Genomic DNA, 16,180 nt, shown 5'->3' with positions numbered 1-16,180 from the left:
ACTTATTATTTTATGGGACAAAAACTGTCATTTTTGATATGGGCAGTAAAAGTTTCATTTTCAAGCATGGCTTTTGGAAAATAGAAGCGCCGATTGCCATGAATGGTTCCTGTCAGTGATGACACGATTGGAGATAGCTCTGACAATTCATACAAACTGCCATCTTTTTGAATGATTTCAATTTGCGTTCGGGGACTTTTTGCATTGGGCCGGTAAAAGTCGTAGGGCAAGTCAAAGTTGCTATGAATGCCTGTATAATAACGTGCGTCATAACCAGACTCGTCAACCAACTGGCGCAAGATATCCAAATCCATTTCAGTTGCTTCATCAAATTGAATGGATTTGAGTAGATGTCGATTGATATATGCGTTAGCCAAATCAGACAAAATTGGGTCTTGACAGGTCATCCAAGCCTGAAAATAGGTATTCATCACGCCGTCATCGAGTGCCAAATAATCTTGCAAGCTATGTTCCTGCTCAAAAAATGGAATGAGACGCATACTGGTCATTGTAAAATAGTCACGATGCTCTGGATACAAATCTTTGGCCCGAGCCAACAAATTTTTTAGCAAGACTTCCATTGAGCGTGAAGCTGGGTGAAAGTAAACTTGCTGATACATTTGATAGCGACTGACCACATAATCTTCGACGGCATGCACGCCGTTGATTGCGAAGGCAATGCCATCTGGTACAGGGCGAATCACATGCAAAATTCGTGTCAAATCGAATTGACCATAAACAGCGCCCGTATAATACGAATCACGAAGCAAATAATCCATGCGGTCGGCGTCAATTTGACTGGAAATCAACTGCACCACTTGTGGATTAGGATATTCGTGTGCGATGACAGAGGCCACTTTTTCTGGAAAATCAGGCGAAACGCGTCTTAAAACCGCATTGACTTCTGTTTCGGGGGACGTGATAATTTGGCGGGTAACTGCCTCATGATCGGTGTCAAACAAGCCCTCAAAGGTATGTGAGTAAGCCCCATGGCCAACATCGTGAAGCAAGGCTGCACATTGAGTGACCAAGTTTTCATCTGGGTTCCACTCTAATGGATAATGGAGCGAGAAATGATCGGTAATGGTTTTAGCGATATGATAAACGCCCATACAGTGCGTGAAACGGCTGTGTTCTGCACCGTGAAAAACAGCGCTTGTTGTTCCTAGTTGTTTGATTCGTCGCAAACGTTGAAACTCTGCGGTATTGATAAGGTCATAAATGACCTTATGCTCCACATGTATAAAATCGTGAACGGGTTCACGGAAAACTTTTTCCATCTTCCCTCCTTTTCTTTCGTTGTGATTTAGAAAGATTTCATAATTTCATTATACTAGAAAATGAGACAAATTTCCATTTGGATTGAGCAGGAGTGTTCACTTTGGAAATGAGAATAAAATAAGAAGTAGAAAAGAGGAAAACAGTTTATTTCAAACTGAAAATAGTGTAAAATAGAAGACATGGTAACTATTAGAATAACAAATGAAATCCGCATTGGTGCTGAAAAAGAAGTAATTCATGAAGTTTTTTCAGGTCAGCAACATAAGCGTGCAGGAAAAACTGTTTTGATTTATAAAAATCAAGATGATGAGAAAGTCATGATAAAATTTGACAAAAATGAGCTGTCAATGACCAGATATGGTGCGTATCCAACCACCATGAAATTCAAACCGTCAATCGCCATGCCCGTCAATTATGAAGGCTTGGGCGCCCTGTCAGTAATGACAGAACTTTTGGCCATTGATGACATGAAACAGGCTCTGACCTTAAATTATCAAATAGCTCAAAACGAACTGAAAGTCGGAGACTACAAAATGCGTGTTTCCTGGCGAGAAGACTAGGAGTAAAGGGGATTATGGAAAAGATTAAACTGCCGAAAGATCTGTATGATAAGCTTGAATTGGGAGAGAACAAGCAAATCGAGGTAACAGATCTTTCAAACGATAGTTTTAAAATACGAGCAATCGATCGAAATCGAACAGAGCGTGCAGCAACGTGGTTTTTACTGCCGACCGCAATTTCTACCTTGCTTTTTATTTTGTCACTTCATTTTTTGGGAAAGAGTTCGGTTATTCCACTCACGGGGACGGATTCGATTGCTTCAGGAGTCATGGTGATTTCAAATGCGGTTGCGATGATTTCATTTATCGTGTCTTATCTGATGCGGCGTAAGGAACTTTCTCATCAGATGACCTCAAAAGTCTATTGGCGCACCATCATTACAGTGATTATCGCTGTTTTATTGCTCGTAACTTTGGTTTTATCCGCATTCTTTTGGTTCATCAGTCAAATTTTTTATGGTGTTGCCTTTGATACAATAACCTCGGTGCTTATTTTTGCTATTTTCACGGGAATTCTGTCTTTCTTCTTGCTTTTTGTGGTCGATGTTTTTGAGATTTCGATGCTGCTCAATCTTTTGATTATGGTGGCCATCGGTGGTTTGTTGTCAAGCATGGTTTCAAACGGGAATCAGTACTGGTGGCAACGAAATTTTAGTGTTTTAGGGACAAATAATTCAAATGCCAGTTGGCAATTTAATCTGACCTTGATTTTGTCTGCGGCCTTGATGATTAGTTTGTTCGATTATATTTTCGTTTCGTTAAGAATGAAAGTTGGTTTTCAAATTCGCCATGTGATTTTACAGCTTTTGTTGACGCTTTGCTCCCTTTGTATTGCATTTGTAGGCCTCATACCAAATAATGGATTGGGTCTTGCTCATTTGGCACACGATATCTTTGCCCAACTGATTGTATTATTTATGGGGCTGGCCATTCTTGGCATTCGCTGGTTTTTACCGCATATTGAAAAGAATTTTTACTATCTTTCTTATGCCATTGTGGCCATCTTGGCACTCTCATATTTTCTCTGGCATCCGATTTATTATTTAACGCTGACTGCCTTTGAAATCTTGTCCTTTAGTGTCTGTTTTGCTTGGATTATGCTCTTAATCAACAGCCTTTTGCGCATCATTTGGGAAGAAAAGAAAGTTTATCAAGTAGAAATTATCTCAGCAGAAGAAGATACAAAAAATAAATGATATTTAATGCAACATATGAGTTGCATTTTTTTTAACATTTTAGTATAATAGAGTAGTTGTCTTTGTGGTTTCCATAAAGTGCAACCGCACGAAGTTTCGTTCTTCAAGAATTAAGCGACGCAAGTCCACGAACTAAGGCGAGTCTGACAGCTCATGACTAAAATCAAGAGCAAAAATCTAATAAGGAGGAATCACAATGTCAAACTATGCAATCATCAAAACTGGTGGCAAACAACTTAAAGTTGAAGAAGGCTCAGTAATCTACATCGAAAAACTCGATGTTGAAGCTGGAAGCACTGTTACTTTCGACGAAGTTATCTTCGTTGGTGGTGACACAACTAAAGTTGGAGCTCCACTCGTAGCTGGTGCTACTGTTGTCGGTGAAGTTGAAAAACACGGTAAAGAAAAGAAAGTTGTTACTTATCAATACAAACCTAAGAAACACTCTCACCGTAAACAAGGTCACCGTCAACCATACACTAAAGTTGTTATCAAATCAGTTAACGCTTAATTATGATTGAAGCTTGTATCAGGTCGAAAAGAGGCAAAATCGTCTCTTATGAAATCTCGGGGCACGCTGAATCTGGCGAGTACGGACACGATGTTGTTTGTGCAGCAGTCAGTGTTCTGTCGATAACCACAGCAAATAACATTTACGAAATGGCTAACATTAAACCTGTGACGCACATGGAAGATGGTTATTTATTTGTGGAAATCCCATTGAGTACCCCTGAAAAACAAGGCGTATTGGCTCAAACCTTGCTCGAAGCTTTCGCAAATGCGATGACAGCAGTCGAGAAAAACTACAGCCAGTACATTACACTTAAATTTGAAAATGGAGGGCAATAACATGCTTGAACTTAATCTGCAACTCTTCGCCCACAAAAAAGGTGGAGGTTCAACTTCCAATGGTCGTGACTCACAAGCTAAACGTCTTGGTGCTAAAGCATCTGACGGTGAACTTGTAAGTGGTGGATCAATCCTTTTCCGTCAACGTGGTACACATATTCATCCAGGTGCTAACGTTGGACGTGGTGGCGACGATACACTTTTCGCAAAAATCGAAGGTACTGTTAAATTCGAAATGAAACGTGGTAAAAAACAAGTTTCTGTTTATCCAGCAGTAGCTAAATAAATCGAATTTTAAACTCTGTCAGTGATGACAGAGTTTTTTTATTGATAAATAAGGGAAAAATGTGGTGAGATTGAGCGAACATGACGAATTATGATATAATATGAGTAGAAAAATATGATTTGGAGCGTGCGTTTTGACTAAAAAATCCTTAGATTTTAAAATTGATAACCCCGAAGATATGGCTTTGATTTTTGGCACGCAGGACAAACACTTGACCCTTCTTGAACAGCAGTTGGCTGTTGAAATCAATTATCGTGGTGAAATGGTTCAGATTTTGGCTGATGATGACGCGGCACTTAAACGCGCAAGAAAAGCCATTCAAGCGCTTCAAGTTCTTGTTGTTCGTGGCATTCCTGTACATACATCAGATGTGATTATAGCGGCAAAAATGGCCATGAATGACGACATTGAAAACTTTACAGCCCTCTATGAAGTTGAATTGACCAAAGATGCGGTTGGCAAACCCATTCGTCTAAAAAATATGGTTCAAAAAATTTATGTGGATAGTCTCAAACATCATGACGTTGTTTTTGGCATTGGCCCTGCCGGTACTGGTAAAACATTTCTGGCAGTTGTCATGGCAGTCCAAGCACTACGAAATGGCCAAGTCAAGCGCATTATCTTGACACGACCTGCCGTTGAAGCAGGGGAAAATTTAGGTTTTTTGCCAGGAGATTTGCAGGAGAAGGTAGATCCTTACCTGCGTCCAGTTTATGATGCACTATACGCGATTTTAGGGAAAAATGCGACAGAACGCATGATGGAACGTGGCATTATTGAAATCGCACCGCTGGCTTATATGCGTGGCCGTACACTTGATGATGCCTTTGTCATTCTTGATGAGGCTCAAAATACGACCACCATGCAGATGAAAATGTTCCTGACACGGCTAGGCTTCAATTCAAAAATGATTGTCAACGGTGACAGCACGCAAATCGACCTGCCCAACCGCGTCAAATCAGGCTTGATTGATGCCAGCGAAAAGTTGTCAGGGCTGACAAGTATTGATTTTGTCTATTTTACAGCAAAAGACGTGGTCAGACACCCCGTGGTTGCTGAAATCATCAAGGCCTATGAAGCATAAAATGAACATGAAAGCGTGACTTTGTGTTTTATGAAATGAAAAATCTTAAATTGCATGTTGAGCGGATAGGGCAAGGACAGCCTTTGCTTATTCTTCACGGTTGGGCTGGACACATGGCTCCAATGAAAGCCGTCTTTGAACCCTCGTTTACCAGTGAATCTACAATCGAGCGCATTTATATCGATTTGCCAGGAATGGCTGAATCAGTCGCTACTCTGTCAGTGCTGACAACGGATTTTGTTTTGGAATCTCTTCTAGAGTTTATTCAGGCAGAAATCAAAGATCCGCTTTTATTGGCAGGCTATTCTTACGGAGGCTATCTGGCGAGAGCCATTAGTGCTCAAATACCAGAGCAAATCAAAGGATTGTTCTTACTTGTACCAATGATTGAACCAGCTCATGATAAAAGACAACTTCCCGATGTGGACTGGTTTTATGAAACAGCGATTTGTAAGCAGGCACGAAAAAAATCTGATGCATTTTGGCTTGTCCAAAATGAAGTAGCACTTGATCAATTACGTAAACACTACGGTCTCCAAAAAAGTATCGCTCAAGTGCCAGTTTTTGAGAAACCGACCTTGATTTTATTGGGCCAACAAGATGGTACGGTCGGATACAAAGACCAACTGAAAATGCTTGACGACTATCCAAGAGCAAGTTTTGCGATTTTGGATATGGCGGGGCATAATTTGCAAATGGAACAAAGTCAAGTTTTTAATTTTTTTGTTAAAAACTGGTTAGAAAGATGTGAGAAAAATGGCTGAAGGCTATATCATGGAACTTCGTGAAAAAATTGGACATATTCCCCTCGTAATTGCTTGTGCCAGTGTCATCATTTATGACGAAAAAAAGGGCCTTCTTCTCCAAAAACGCGTGGATAATGGCACATGGTGCTATCACGGCGGGTCAATTGAACCAGGTGAAACGGCACAGGAAGCAGCTAAACGTGAACTTTTTGAAGAAACAGGTTTGACAGCAGGTCAGATGACCTTATTTACGGTGGCTTCGGGAGAAGAACAACATTTCTTTTATCCCAATGGCGACGAGGTCTATATCATTGATTCGGTTTTTGTTTGTCAAGATTTTTCAGGACACCCTGAGCTTGAAGCAAGTGAGGTCTCTGATTTGAAATGGTTTAGTTTAGATGAGTTACCAGAAAATCTCAATCAACCAACACAAACACCAACTAAAGAATTTGTAACACACATTAAAAATAAGCATGGGCTTATTCACAACTAATTTAATTAAAGGAAATACAAAATGTACGTAGAAATGACAGACGAAACGGGAAAAGTCCCAGCACACATCATCGAACAATCAGAAAAATTGTTGGATTATGCTGCTGAATACATTCATTTGCCAGAATCAAAAGAAATGGCAGTGACTTTTGTTGATAACGAACGGAGTCACGCTTTAAATTTGGAATACCGTGATACAGATCGTCCAACCGATGTTATTTCGCTTGAATACAAGCCGGATGATGAAGAACTTTTCTTTGATGAGGATATGGAAATTCCAGAAGAATTGCTGGAAGAGCTTGACCCATTTATTGGCGAGTTATACATTTCGATAGACAAGGCAGCTGAACAAGCTCAAGACTACGGACATTCAATTGAACGTGAATATGGCTGGCTTGTTGTTCATGGTTTCTTACATATCAATGGTTACGATCATTATACACCAGAAGAAGAAGCAGAAATGTTTGGGCTTCAAGAGGAAATTTTAACTGCTTATGGACTCACACGATAAAGACACGAAGATTTACGACAAAGTCGATTTTCAAAATGGCAATACGCCAACAAAAAATGTTCGCGACCGTTGGAAAAACACTAATTTTTTATCCAGTTTAGAATTCGCAGTCACAGGGATTTGGACGGCATTTAAGCAAGAACGAAATATGCGTAAACACGCTGTTTCGGGCCTTTTAGCAATTGTTATGGGCCTTCTCTTTCAAATTTCGGCGACCGAATGGCTCTTTTTGCTGTTGTCAGTTTCGCTCGTTTTCATGGCGGAATTATTTAACTCTGCCATTGAAAATGTAGTGGATTTGGCAGCGGATTATCAATTCCATTTACGTGCCAAACGTGCAAAAGATATGGCTGCAGGAGCGGTGCTTGTGATTTCACTTTTTGCAGCAGTCGTCGGCTGTTTTGTCTTTCTCCCAAAGATTTGGCTTTTATTCTTCTAACGAGATGATCAAAATGAGGAAATCAGATGACTGATGAAGCGAGATTTATTGAGTTGTTACAAAAAAACGAAAAACTAATGGAAATCTTAGGTTTCATTGATCAGCTAAACCTAAAGGATTACTATTTGGCAGCTGGCTGTGTTTTTCAAACGATTTGGAACTTGCAAGAGGAGCAAGAGCCGATGGCGCATATTCATGACATTGATTTGGTTTATTATGATTTAACAAAAAGCTATGACACGGCGAAAGCAAGAGACAAAGCGCTAGAGACTTTGCTAAATCAGCGGTTTGCTTTGGAATTTGATGTCCACAATGAAGCCTATATGCATCAGTGGAAGGGCAGAAATCTGAAGCCTTATCAATCAACAGAAGATGCAATGTGCCGTTGGATTGCAACCGTTCATGCGGTGGGCATTAGAGGAAATCGGCAGCAGTTGACCGTTTTTGCACCTTTTGGGCTAACGGATATTTTTGAGCGCCATATCCGTCCCATTTACCATCTTGACAATTCTAAAAGTCTATACGATGCCAAGTGTGCCAAATGGCAAGCGCGTTTTTCTGATTTGAAAATAGAAATTGGTCAAACAAATGAGAGTTCTGGGGACAGGACTTTTTATTTTCATTCTTCGCCCAAAAGTGATTTAAAAATGCTATAATGAAATCTATAAACTACAGAAAGCCGCAGAAAATGAAACCTAAAAAAATGCTTTTAGCGCCAGCATTGCTCTTTTCCTTCTTAATCATCAGCTCAGAAGTTCAAGCGCAGACAGCAAGTAAGCTGATTTTACCTCAGAAAACCTCGACGGTCAAAAGGCTTGGCGCTTATCAAGTCGGAGGACTGACTAAATCCTTTAACTCAACCGACAAAATCGTATCCAATGTCCAATCCAATAGCTCAAATGGTTCCCTTGGTTCATCAGGAACGACAACACATAAGGTCATTTTGGCAAGTTCAAGCCTGCCTAGCTTGTGGAACCCGTTAGACAAAGCTTCTGCGAATTATAATCTTACAACGCCTGTTCTGAATCAAAATGATTTGAGTATCTGCTGGGAATATGCTGGTGTTGATGGCATTGCAACTAGCGCGCTCAAACAGCTCAATCAAACGGCGACTTTATTGCCCTCTTATTATGACTATCTTTCGGCTAAAAATGCCTTTACGGACGCCATCAATCCTCTTGCAATCATGGAGACAGACACGCAAGCCCGTCAGCTTGGTGATGGGAATACCTTGGACTATGTTCCAGAGATGAGCCTCCTAGGTTATGATCCTGTTTTGCCCTCTTCAAATTTCAAACAAGAAATTACTCAAGCAGAAGATATCCCTGTCTTGAAACAAAGTTTTTCAGCGCTACAAAAATCAAATTTACATGTCAATAATACTTATGTCTTAAATGGGATGGATACCAGCCAGTTACCTACAACAACCACAGGTATTATGAACCGCGTCAATCAAATTAAGCAACTGGTCTATCAATACGGTGATGTTCAATTTGGGGTGCAAGCGGAAGAAACACTGGACAAAACATTGACTCCTCGGACGGCACTTTATGCTCAAATCGCTAGCAATGGCGATTACACCTCTTATACCCCATACAGTCAGAAAACGAATGCAAATCTGCTTTCAACTTACAATGGAAAAAGTTATATTAATCAAGATCATGAAATGGAAATTGTTGGCTATGACGATGCTTATTCTGCTAGTAATTTTAAAGAAAAGCCAGCCATCAATGGGGCCTTTATCGTAAAAAATTCTTGGGGTTCAAGTTGGGGAAACAAGGGTTACTTTTATTTGTCTTATGCGGATTTATTTTTATCAAGTTCGGATATTTATGCAGATAGCGTTGTCGCAAGACAGGCAAATCAAACCATTTATAGCGCTACAAATACGACACCAAATTCAGCAGGCACTTATCTTGATTTCAATAAATCAGAGCAGACCACCTCAAACAGTGCCATTTTTGCAAATACTTATACCAGCCAAACGACAAGCAGCAATCAAATTGAACAATTAAATTCGGTTTCGACGGATATTGAACAAGCCGGTGCGACGGTAAAAATACTTTATAAGGCAGACGGTATAAGTAATTCGACCAAGTTAAGTGATTTTAAAGTCTTGGGAACTTATACCTTTACGCAGGCAGGTTATCAGACCATTCCATTTAGTCCTGTCACTTTGCCTCGCAATACCAAATACACGATTGCTTTTCAGGTTACCAATATGACTTCCTATTCGGATTTCCAGATTCCTGTACAAACCCCACAAACACAAAGTTCGGGTCTCTATCCTATCTTGAATCAGACCAATTCTTGGCTTTATGAAGATAACTTATGGACACACGAGTCTGTTTCTGGCCAATCTAACTTTTACTTAGACGCACAAACGCAACTTTCAACGATTGATACTTCAAATTTTGTTAAAATCTATCGTTTGTACAATAAGAAAAATCAAAGTTATCTTTATACTAAAGACGCTAACGAGGCCAATACACTTCCCAAAATTGCACCAGACTGGGTCAATCAAGGCGTGTCATGGACTGCACCAGCGACTTCTGACAGTGCAATTTACCGGGTCTATAATCCGAAGTCAGGTGAACATTTATATACTTTAGATAAAAATGAGGTGGCTGTTTTGACCTCAAAAAATGGCTGGAAGAGTGAAGGAATTGCCTTTTATTCAGCTGGTAACTATCCGATTTACCGCCTCTATAATGCCAAATACGGCGTTGGCTCTCACTTTGAAAGTTCGACATTGAGTGAGATGCAAGCTGCCGTTGCTAAAGGCTGGACTTATGAAGGCATTGCCTGGTATGGTATGAAATAGGAATTAAAAAAGACCAGACGGTCTTTTTTATCTGCAAAGGGAAAAAGTTTGAACAGACTTGACACCTGCTGCTTTGAAGATTTGGCTGGCATGGACAAGAGTCGCCCCAGTCGTGTAGATGTCATCAACAAGCAGTATTTTATCAGGAAGCTTGTCAGTTCTGACGAGTTGAAAAGGATTGCTGGTTTTGAGCCGTTCAGTCCGACTTAAACTCGACTGTTTAAGGCTATCGGTTTTTGTCAAAAGTTCCTGAAAGGGAAGCTTCCCTAATAAATGAGACACTTGATTGAAGCCTCGTTCTTGCATGCGCGCGCTAGAGACTGGAATGGGGACAAGGACGCGATCTTTCGGAAGCTGACGAAAGTCGGACTGAAAGACCTGCCCCAAGCGGTAATCGCCCATAAATTTGTATTGACTGAAGAAGGCTTTCATTGCTGAATTATAGTGATAAAGGGCAGTATGCTCAATTATGACGCCTTGAGCCTCCCAATTTTTGCAGTCTTGACAAAGGTCCGATGGGCCAGGTTTGTAGCAACGCGGACAATGATTTTTAATTTTGATAAAGGTCGCCTGACAGTCGTGACAGAGAAAATCTGATCTGTCAGCACTGATAAGCAGTTGTGAGAACAGCGGACGAAAAGCCAAAGGCTTGTGACAGAGGAGGCATGACATTAAAAACCACCTTTTTGATTCATTTTTTTTATTTCTTTTCGTGCCTTAAGCATGGCTCTCGTTTTGCCTTCGTGAAAAAGGAAAACCAAGCCAGTTGGGCGACTGGTACTGCGGCCCACACGACCGGCCATTTGAATCAGAGCAGAGCTTGAAAAGTGAGCATGGTGGGCTTGAACAATAAAAACATCTACCTTTGGAAAAGTAACGCCACGTTCCAAAATGCTGCTACTGACCAAAATGGATAATTTATTTTGCCTAAAATCAGAAACGAGTTGATGTCGATTTTCAGTCGTCGAAGCAACAAATCCTATCTTTTCTTTAGGAAATTGTATTTTTAACTGGTCAGTCAACCCTTGTCCTTCCTTAATCTCAGGTACAAAAATCAACAGTGGAAAACCGGATTTTCGTTGTTGTTTAAGCTGTTTAATGAATTGCGTTTGCCAGAAAAATTGTGGGACGACCAATGGGTTTTGATGAAAACGACGGGCCAGTTCTAGCTTTTTCATCCTTCCTTTCTGAACTTCCTTTTCAAGTTCCGCTGTCGAAGTTGCCGTCAGATAAATGCTACAGGCCGTCTTTGTCTTGGCTTGTGCGACCGCATGATGAAGCATGGCATTATTGACAAATGGAAAGGCATCAACTTCATCGATAATTAAGAGATCGAAAGCTTCTTTAAATCGCATCAGTTGATGCGTGGTTAAAATGGTCAGTGCTGACCGAAAATAAGGATCGCCGTCAGCATGTAATAAGGGAATGCGGCAAGAAAAATCCCTTGACAAGCGGGCGTGTAATTCGATACAGACATCGACCCGCGGACTTGCTATCGCAACCGCTTGCCCATTTTGCAAGGCCTGATCAATGGCCTGATAGATCATTTCTGTCTTGCCAGCCCCAGTTATAGCATGGATTAAAAGCTCTTGCTTCAGTGCAATTGCTTGAAGCAATTGGCTTGCCAGTTCATCCTGTTGGGGACTGAGTTTTCCTGCCCACAAAAGACAGGACTTTTTCTCAAATTGACCTTGTGGGAAATGGTATAAAAATTGGTCAGAACGAATTCTGCCAAGTTGGATACAACTGGGGCAATAATAAGCCCCAATCAGCAGTAAAACATCTGCCTTTGAGTGACTGCTGCCACAGCGATTACATATTATTTTGGAGCGCGAGACTTCTGTCATCGCTGACAGTTTTGTGAGGTTGTTAAAATCAGTAATAGCTGTGCATTCGGTCTCTAACAGGAGACGGCCTTGATAGTTTTCCATAATTTAAAATACGTAATTAGAGGTCAAATGTAACAGTCTCCGTCAAAAATTTTTGGAAATCGTTTCTGAAAGTGATATAATAAAGAAGTTGAAATTGGGATATAGCCAAGCGGTAAGGCGAAGGTTTCTGGTTCCTTTACGCGTAGGTTCGAATCCTACTATCCCAGTATTTGTGCCCTATGGCACTCTTTTTTTTCAGAAAATTCTTAGGGGAAACTCTAACAATTCAGATTTTCCGAAAGTTGACCGATTTACTAAACCGCTTTAACTAATCTCTTGACGGGATATGGTCGGCATTCGTTAGATATAAAATCGACCCAATCTCGAAAAAAGGAGTTTTAAGAGATCCCCATAGAAAATAGAGGACTTCATATGACCATTACCATAAAAACTGATTTCACAAGTGAAGAAGAAATCAAAAAGTCACGCTTCATTTGCCATTTAAAGCGTATTTCCAATGAAGAAGAGGCACGTGATTTTATCGCGCAAGTCAAAAAAGACAACCGAACGGCCAATCATAACTGCATGGCATATACGGTCGGCCTCCGTCAAGAAATCCAACGTACCAGTGATGACGGGGAACCGTCAGGTACTGCAGGAGTTCCCATGCTTGAAATTTTGAAGAAGAAGGAAATTACTAACGTTTGTGCCGTTGTGACCCGTTATTTTGGAGGCATTAAATTGGGAGCGGGTGGTCTCATTCGGGCATACGCAGGCGCGGTCAATCACGCTGTCGAAGCAGTAGGCTTGGTTCAATTTGTTGAGCAAACAGAACTTATTTTGAAGCTGGAATACGGTCTTTTTGATCAGTTACAACGTTTCATTGGCAGTCAAAAATTGACCATTTCAGAGACAGAATTTTTAGCTGATGTGACGGTTAGCGTGTTTGTTGACGAAGCCAAAATCGAGACATTTCTGTCAGAGCTGACAGAAGCCTTTTCAGGAAAAATCACAGCTCAAAAAGGTCAGGAACAGACGGTCGAAATCGATTATATTGAAAATTAAAATTGAACAAATTTTTAATTTAATTTAATTAAGACGAAACATTTTTATGGTATGATAAAAGGAGTGTTCTCCATGGCTTGAGAGCAAAACGAAAAAGAAAGAGTTTAATTTTGAAAAATTTTTATGGTTCAATCATTGTGACAGCGGTCGCTTTGATTATTGCTTATATTTACGGTGGTTTCAATGCCGTTTTTATCACAACTATCCTAGCCATTTTGGAAATTTCCTTGTCCTTTGACAATGCCATTGTCAATGCAAGAATTCTTGAAAAAATGAGCAAATTCTGGCAAGAAATCTTCCTGACGGTCGGTATTTTGATTGCGGTTGTCGGAATGCGTTTTATTTTTCCATTGGTGGTCGTTTCTGTCACTGCTGACATGAGTCCGATGAAGGCAGTTCATTTGGCATTGGCGAAAGGAAATCCTGAAACACCAGGAACATACGGCTATATCTTGCAAGCGGCTCATCCTTCTATTGCAGCCTTTGGTGGCTTGTTCTTGCTCATGCTTGCCCTTAACTTTTTCTTCAATGAAATGGAACATCACTGGCTCAAATTGCCAGAAAAAATGCTCTATAAAGTGGGACAACTCCCATTGGCATCGGCTTTGATTTCATTGATTGCCCTAGGCGTAACCGCAGAATTTTTCGCTGAAAATCCTTATACTGTTCTTTTATCAGGTGTTTTTGGGATTATTACTTTCTTGTTGGTTGACGGACTCGGTCAGGTCATGAGTAATCATGGTGCGCTCGCTGAAGCAGAACATCAGACCGGTAAAAAAATACATACAGCAACCAAATTGACTGGTAATGCAGCCTTTGTCATGTTCTTATATCTTGAAGTCATTGACGCTTCCTTTAGTTTTGACGGCGTCATTGGTGCATTTGCCATTACAGCAGACCCAATCATTATCATGCTTGGTCTTGGCTTGATTGGTGCCATGTTTGTCCGTTCGCTGACTGTTTTCTTCGTTGAAAAAGGCACGCTTGATGAATTGGTTTATATCGAGCATGGCGCTCACTGGGCAATCTTAGCCTTGGCTATTTTGTTGCTTTTGAGCATTCACATGGAAATCAATGATGTCATTACTGGCGTACTTGGTGGCATCATCATTCTGCTTTCCTTTGTTTCAAGTATTATTTACAACAGAAATCACTAATTTATTCGCCAATCATTTTTTCTTGACAAACTCTTGATTTCTACATATAATGAGTTTCCAACTAAATAGCGTTTCACTTGGCAAAGTGACGCTTTTATGATACATCTACCAAGTGAAAATCAATCAAAAGAGGATCCAATGAAAATAACAAATGATTTTAGTGAAATCATGACAGGACGAAAGTCCGTTCGAGTTTATGATGAAAACGTAAAGATTTCAAACGAAGAATTTCTTGAAATGTTTGAAGAAGCAGCCCTTGCACCAAGTTCTGTCAACATGCAACCTTGGCAATTCATGGTGCTTGCTTCTGACCAAGTCAAAGCAGAAATCTTGCCTTTCATGCGTTTTAATGGCAAACAAACGGAAACATCGGCTGCCATGATTTTAATTCTTGGGGATACGCAAGCTGATGAAAACAATGAAAAAATCTACCGTCAGCTGCCCTTGCCTAAAGAAATGCAAGACAAATACATTGCCGGAAATGCAGCAGAATATGCCACATATACGGCACAAAAGCGGATTGACATTGCCAACATTGACGGTGGCCTTGTTGCCATGAATTTGATGTTGGTGGCACGTGAGCATGGCTATGATACTAATCCGATTGGTGGTTTTGATCGTGATAAGATTTGTGCGCTTTTAAATATTGATGCGACACGTTTTGTGCCAGTCATGTTTTTAGCGATTGGAAAGGCCCTTGAACCTGGCCATGATCATTTCCGCCGAGATGTTCATGACTTTGTTTCCTTTAAATGAGTTTGTTCATTAAAAATTTGCAATAATTTTAGAAATGGCATATAATCATCTTATAGTGAGTGTTTTCACAAAATGAATGCTCAATCCCTTAGATGATTTAAAAAGCCATGAAATAAAGATAGAAATGTGCGTGCATATTGTAGGTCTTTGGCTTACAAGTGGACGCATTTTTATTTGGCTCACTCAAAAGAATACCGAAATTCGGTTTTTAGGAGAAGGAGTAGTTATTATGATGAATCCAGCAGAAATATTATCTGCCACCATTCACCACGGGACAGAAAAGGTCAAAAGACCCATGCTAGAAAAAGCAGTTCTTGGTTTCATTGGGGGAGCAATGATTTCAATGGGTTATCTGCTTTATATTCGGGTAGTGTCAAGTGTTGTTGACGAGCTGGGAAGTCTTGCGAGTTTTATTGGGGCAGCGGTTTTTCCGATTGGTTTAATCGTGATTTTAATGGGTGGCGGAGAGCTGATTACGTCAAATATGACTGCTGTTTCAGTGTCCTTTTTTGCCAAGAAGGTTAAATTCAATCAGTTATTAAAAAATTGGTTGTTTATCACCTTGTTCAATCTGCTTGGAGCCATTTTTGTCGCCTTTTTCTTTGCGCATTTCGTTGGATTGACGGAGGTCAGTGTTTATAAAGAAGAACTGTTTGCGATTGCGGATGCCAAATTAAATATGGGTTGGCTTCAAACCATCGTTTCTGGAATTGGCTGTAACTGGTTTGTTGGGATTGCCATGTGGTTATCCTTTGGTGCGAAAGATACCGCAGGAAAGTTACTTGCCATTTGGTTTCCAACCATGGCCTTTGTCGCAATCGGTTTTCAACATAGTGTGGCAAACGCCTTTGTTTTGCCGGCAGCGATTTTTGCGGGTCATGTCAGCTGGCTCCAATTTATTCAAAATTTTGTCTTGGTTTATGCAGGAAATATCATAGGTGGCGTTGTTTTTGTGGCTGGATTTTATTATCTCGGCTATCGCCGTCAAATGAATGAGCTAGAAAAATAGTTTCTTGCAAAAGTTGAGCAAAAGGACTATAATAAAACTATAGCGAATTGGGGA

At 40.4% G+C, this 16,180-nt stretch carries 19 protein-coding genes, 1 tRNA gene and 1 other annotated feature; of the genes, 17 read left to right on the top strand and 3 right to left on the bottom strand.

Going from position 1 to position 16,180, the window contains the following annotated elements; all coding sequences use genetic code 11:
* Positions 1-5 precede the first annotated feature (5 nt).
* A complete protein-coding gene (locus tag GHI45_RS06125) occupies positions 6-1,280 on the bottom strand; it encodes an HD domain-containing protein (protein ID WP_147779935.1) in 1,275 nt (424 codons plus the stop codon).
* Between the two features lie 180 nt (positions 1,281-1,460).
* Between GHI45_RS06125 and GHI45_RS06120 the strand changes: the two genes are divergently transcribed.
* The 12 genes from GHI45_RS06120 (at position 1,461) to GHI45_RS06065 (ending at position 10,268) form a co-directional block, all read left to right on the top strand.
* Complete coding sequence (locus tag GHI45_RS06120) at positions 1,461-1,841, top strand: DUF1934 domain-containing protein (RefSeq protein WP_147779934.1); 381 nt, start codon at positions 1,461-1,463, stop codon at positions 1,839-1,841.
* A gap of 14 nt (positions 1,842-1,855) precedes the next feature.
* Positions 1,856-3,037, top strand: a complete 1,182-nt coding sequence (locus GHI45_RS06115) for a DUF998 domain-containing protein (protein ID WP_147779933.1) — start codon at positions 1,856-1,858, stop codon at positions 3,035-3,037.
* A gap of 72 nt (positions 3,038-3,109) precedes the next feature.
* Positions 3,110-3,192, top strand: a sequence feature (ribosomal protein L21 leader region).
* 41 nt (positions 3,193-3,233) lie between these two features.
* Positions 3,234-3,548, top strand: coding sequence for a 50S ribosomal protein L21 (rplU, locus tag GHI45_RS06110; protein ID WP_147779932.1), 315 nt, complete (start codon positions 3,234-3,236; stop codon positions 3,546-3,548).
* A 2-nt stretch (positions 3,549-3,550) separates the two neighbouring features.
* Complete coding sequence (locus GHI45_RS06105; protein ID WP_147779931.1) at positions 3,551-3,886, top strand: ribosomal-processing cysteine protease Prp; 336 nt, start codon at positions 3,551-3,553, stop codon at positions 3,884-3,886.
* A gap of 1 nt (position 3,887) precedes the next feature.
* Positions 3,888-4,172, top strand: coding sequence for a 50S ribosomal protein L27 (gene rpmA / locus GHI45_RS06100; protein WP_096818533.1), 285 nt, complete (start codon positions 3,888-3,890; stop codon positions 4,170-4,172).
* A 178-nt stretch (positions 4,173-4,350) separates the two neighbouring features.
* The gene (locus GHI45_RS06095) at positions 4,351-5,256 is read left to right on the top strand and encodes a PhoH family protein (protein ID WP_147780004.1); all 906 of its coding nucleotides are present in this window, start codon (positions 4,351-4,353) and stop codon (positions 5,254-5,256) included.
* Positions 5,257-5,291: 35 nt separating this feature from the next.
* Complete coding sequence (locus tag GHI45_RS06090; RefSeq protein WP_147806225.1) at positions 5,292-6,020, top strand: alpha/beta fold hydrolase; 729 nt, start codon at positions 5,292-5,294, stop codon at positions 6,018-6,020.
* Complete coding sequence (locus tag GHI45_RS06085; protein ID WP_147779929.1) at positions 6,013-6,495, top strand: NUDIX hydrolase; 483 nt, start codon at positions 6,013-6,015, stop codon at positions 6,493-6,495. Before GHI45_RS06090 ends, GHI45_RS06085 begins: the two co-directional genes overlap by 8 nt.
* Before the next feature lie 21 nt (positions 6,496-6,516).
* Positions 6,517-7,005, top strand: a complete 489-nt coding sequence (gene ybeY / locus GHI45_RS06080) for an rRNA maturation RNase YbeY (protein ID WP_147779928.1) — start codon at positions 6,517-6,519, stop codon at positions 7,003-7,005.
* Complete coding sequence (locus tag GHI45_RS06075) at positions 6,989-7,444, top strand: diacylglycerol kinase family protein (protein ID WP_147779927.1); 456 nt, start codon at positions 6,989-6,991, stop codon at positions 7,442-7,444. The genes ybeY and GHI45_RS06075 overlap by 17 nt, the downstream gene beginning before the upstream one ends.
* Before the next feature lie 26 nt (positions 7,445-7,470).
* Positions 7,471-8,100, top strand: a complete 630-nt coding sequence (locus GHI45_RS06070) for a nucleotidyltransferase family protein (protein ID WP_147779926.1) — start codon at positions 7,471-7,473, stop codon at positions 8,098-8,100.
* A 32-nt stretch (positions 8,101-8,132) separates the two neighbouring features.
* A complete protein-coding gene (locus tag GHI45_RS06065) occupies positions 8,133-10,268 on the top strand; it encodes a C1 family peptidase (protein ID WP_187230087.1) in 2,136 nt (711 codons plus the stop codon).
* A 27-nt stretch (positions 10,269-10,295) separates the two neighbouring features.
* Here the strand turns inward: GHI45_RS06065 and GHI45_RS06060 are convergent, their stop codons facing one another.
* Together GHI45_RS06060 and GHI45_RS06055 are read right to left on the bottom strand one after the other, a co-directional pair.
* Positions 10,296-10,940, bottom strand: a complete 645-nt coding sequence (locus GHI45_RS06060; protein ID WP_147779924.1) for a ComF family protein — start codon at positions 10,938-10,940, stop codon at positions 10,296-10,298.
* On the bottom strand, positions 10,940-12,199 hold the full coding sequence (locus GHI45_RS06055; RefSeq protein WP_147779923.1) for a DEAD/DEAH box helicase: 1,260 nt from the start codon (positions 12,197-12,199) through the stop codon (positions 10,940-10,942). The genes GHI45_RS06060 and GHI45_RS06055 overlap by 1 nt, the downstream gene beginning before the upstream one ends.
* A gap of 95 nt (positions 12,200-12,294) precedes the next feature.
* Here GHI45_RS06055 and GHI45_RS06050 point away from each other — a divergent pair.
* The 5 genes from GHI45_RS06050 to GHI45_RS06030 all read left to right on the top strand — a co-directional run bounded on the left by GHI45_RS06050 (position 12,295) and on the right by GHI45_RS06030 (position 16,126).
* Positions 12,295-12,366, top strand: a tRNA-Gln gene (locus tag GHI45_RS06050).
* Between the two features lie 205 nt (positions 12,367-12,571).
* Entirely contained in the window at positions 12,572-13,204 is a 633-nt protein-coding gene (locus GHI45_RS06045) for a YigZ family protein (RefSeq protein ID WP_147779922.1), read from the top strand.
* A 110-nt stretch (positions 13,205-13,314) separates the two neighbouring features.
* Positions 13,315-14,361, top strand: a complete 1,047-nt coding sequence (locus GHI45_RS06040; RefSeq protein ID WP_147779921.1) for a DUF475 domain-containing protein — start codon at positions 13,315-13,317, stop codon at positions 14,359-14,361.
* Between the two features lie 138 nt (positions 14,362-14,499).
* Positions 14,500-15,117: a nitroreductase family protein gene (locus GHI45_RS06035; protein ID WP_147779920.1), complete on the top strand. Its 618-nt coding sequence runs from the start codon at positions 14,500-14,502 to the stop codon at positions 15,115-15,117.
* Between the two features lie 229 nt (positions 15,118-15,346).
* Positions 15,347-16,126, top strand: coding sequence for a formate/nitrite transporter family protein (locus GHI45_RS06030; RefSeq protein ID WP_147779919.1), 780 nt, complete (start codon positions 15,347-15,349; stop codon positions 16,124-16,126).
* The last annotated feature ends 54 nt before the right edge of the window (positions 16,127-16,180 follow it).

The sequence above is a fragment of the Lactococcus sp. dk101 genome (assembly GCF_009601055.1).
Classification (GTDB): domain Bacteria; phylum Bacillota; class Bacilli; order Lactobacillales; family Streptococcaceae; genus Lactococcus.
Note: the sequence above shows the minus strand (reverse complement) of the source record. Positions and strands in the feature narration are given on the sequence as shown.

Bases quoted from the DNA above. Each gene is read 5' to 3' on its own strand.
- ybeY (WP_147779928.1), top strand. From the start codon at position 6,517: ATGTACGTAGAAATGACAGACGAAACGGGAAAAGTCCCAGCACACATC.
- rpmA (WP_096818533.1), top strand. From the start codon at position 3,888: ATGCTTGAACTTAATCTGCAACTCTTCGCCCACAAAAAAGGTGGAGGT.
- GHI45_RS06045 (WP_147779922.1), top strand. From the start codon at position 12,572: ATGACCATTACCATAAAAACTGATTTCACAAGTGAAGAAGAAATCAAA.
- GHI45_RS06090 (WP_147806225.1), top strand. From the start codon at position 5,292: ATGAAAAATCTTAAATTGCATGTTGAGCGGATAGGGCAAGGACAGCCT.
- GHI45_RS06075 (WP_147779927.1), top strand. From the start codon at position 6,989: ATGGACTCACACGATAAAGACACGAAGATTTACGACAAAGTCGATTTT.
- rplU (WP_147779932.1), top strand. From the start codon at position 3,234: ATGTCAAACTATGCAATCATCAAAACTGGTGGCAAACAACTTAAAGTT.
- GHI45_RS06030 (WP_147779919.1), top strand. From the start codon at position 15,347: ATGATGAATCCAGCAGAAATATTATCTGCCACCATTCACCACGGGACA.
- GHI45_RS06055 (WP_147779923.1), bottom strand. From the start codon at position 12,199: ATGGAAAACTATCAAGGCCGTCTCCTGTTAGAGACCGAATGCACAGCT.
- GHI45_RS06035 (WP_147779920.1), top strand. From the start codon at position 14,500: ATGAAAATAACAAATGATTTTAGTGAAATCATGACAGGACGAAAGTCC.
- GHI45_RS06125 (WP_147779935.1), bottom strand. From the start codon at position 1,280: ATGGAAAAAGTTTTCCGTGAACCCGTTCACGATTTTATACATGTGGAG.
- GHI45_RS06120 (WP_147779934.1), top strand. From the start codon at position 1,461: ATGGTAACTATTAGAATAACAAATGAAATCCGCATTGGTGCTGAAAAA.
- GHI45_RS06115 (WP_147779933.1), top strand. From the start codon at position 1,856: ATGGAAAAGATTAAACTGCCGAAAGATCTGTATGATAAGCTTGAATTG.
- GHI45_RS06060 (WP_147779924.1), bottom strand. From the start codon at position 10,940: ATGTCATGCCTCCTCTGTCACAAGCCTTTGGCTTTTCGTCCGCTGTTC.
- GHI45_RS06065 (WP_187230087.1), top strand. From the start codon at position 8,133: ATGAAACCTAAAAAAATGCTTTTAGCGCCAGCATTGCTCTTTTCCTTC.
- GHI45_RS06095 (WP_147780004.1), top strand. From the start codon at position 4,351: ATGGCTTTGATTTTTGGCACGCAGGACAAACACTTGACCCTTCTTGAA.
- GHI45_RS06105 (WP_147779931.1), top strand. From the start codon at position 3,551: ATGATTGAAGCTTGTATCAGGTCGAAAAGAGGCAAAATCGTCTCTTAT.
- GHI45_RS06070 (WP_147779926.1), top strand. From the start codon at position 7,471: ATGACTGATGAAGCGAGATTTATTGAGTTGTTACAAAAAAACGAAAAA.
- GHI45_RS06085 (WP_147779929.1), top strand. From the start codon at position 6,013: ATGGCTGAAGGCTATATCATGGAACTTCGTGAAAAAATTGGACATATT.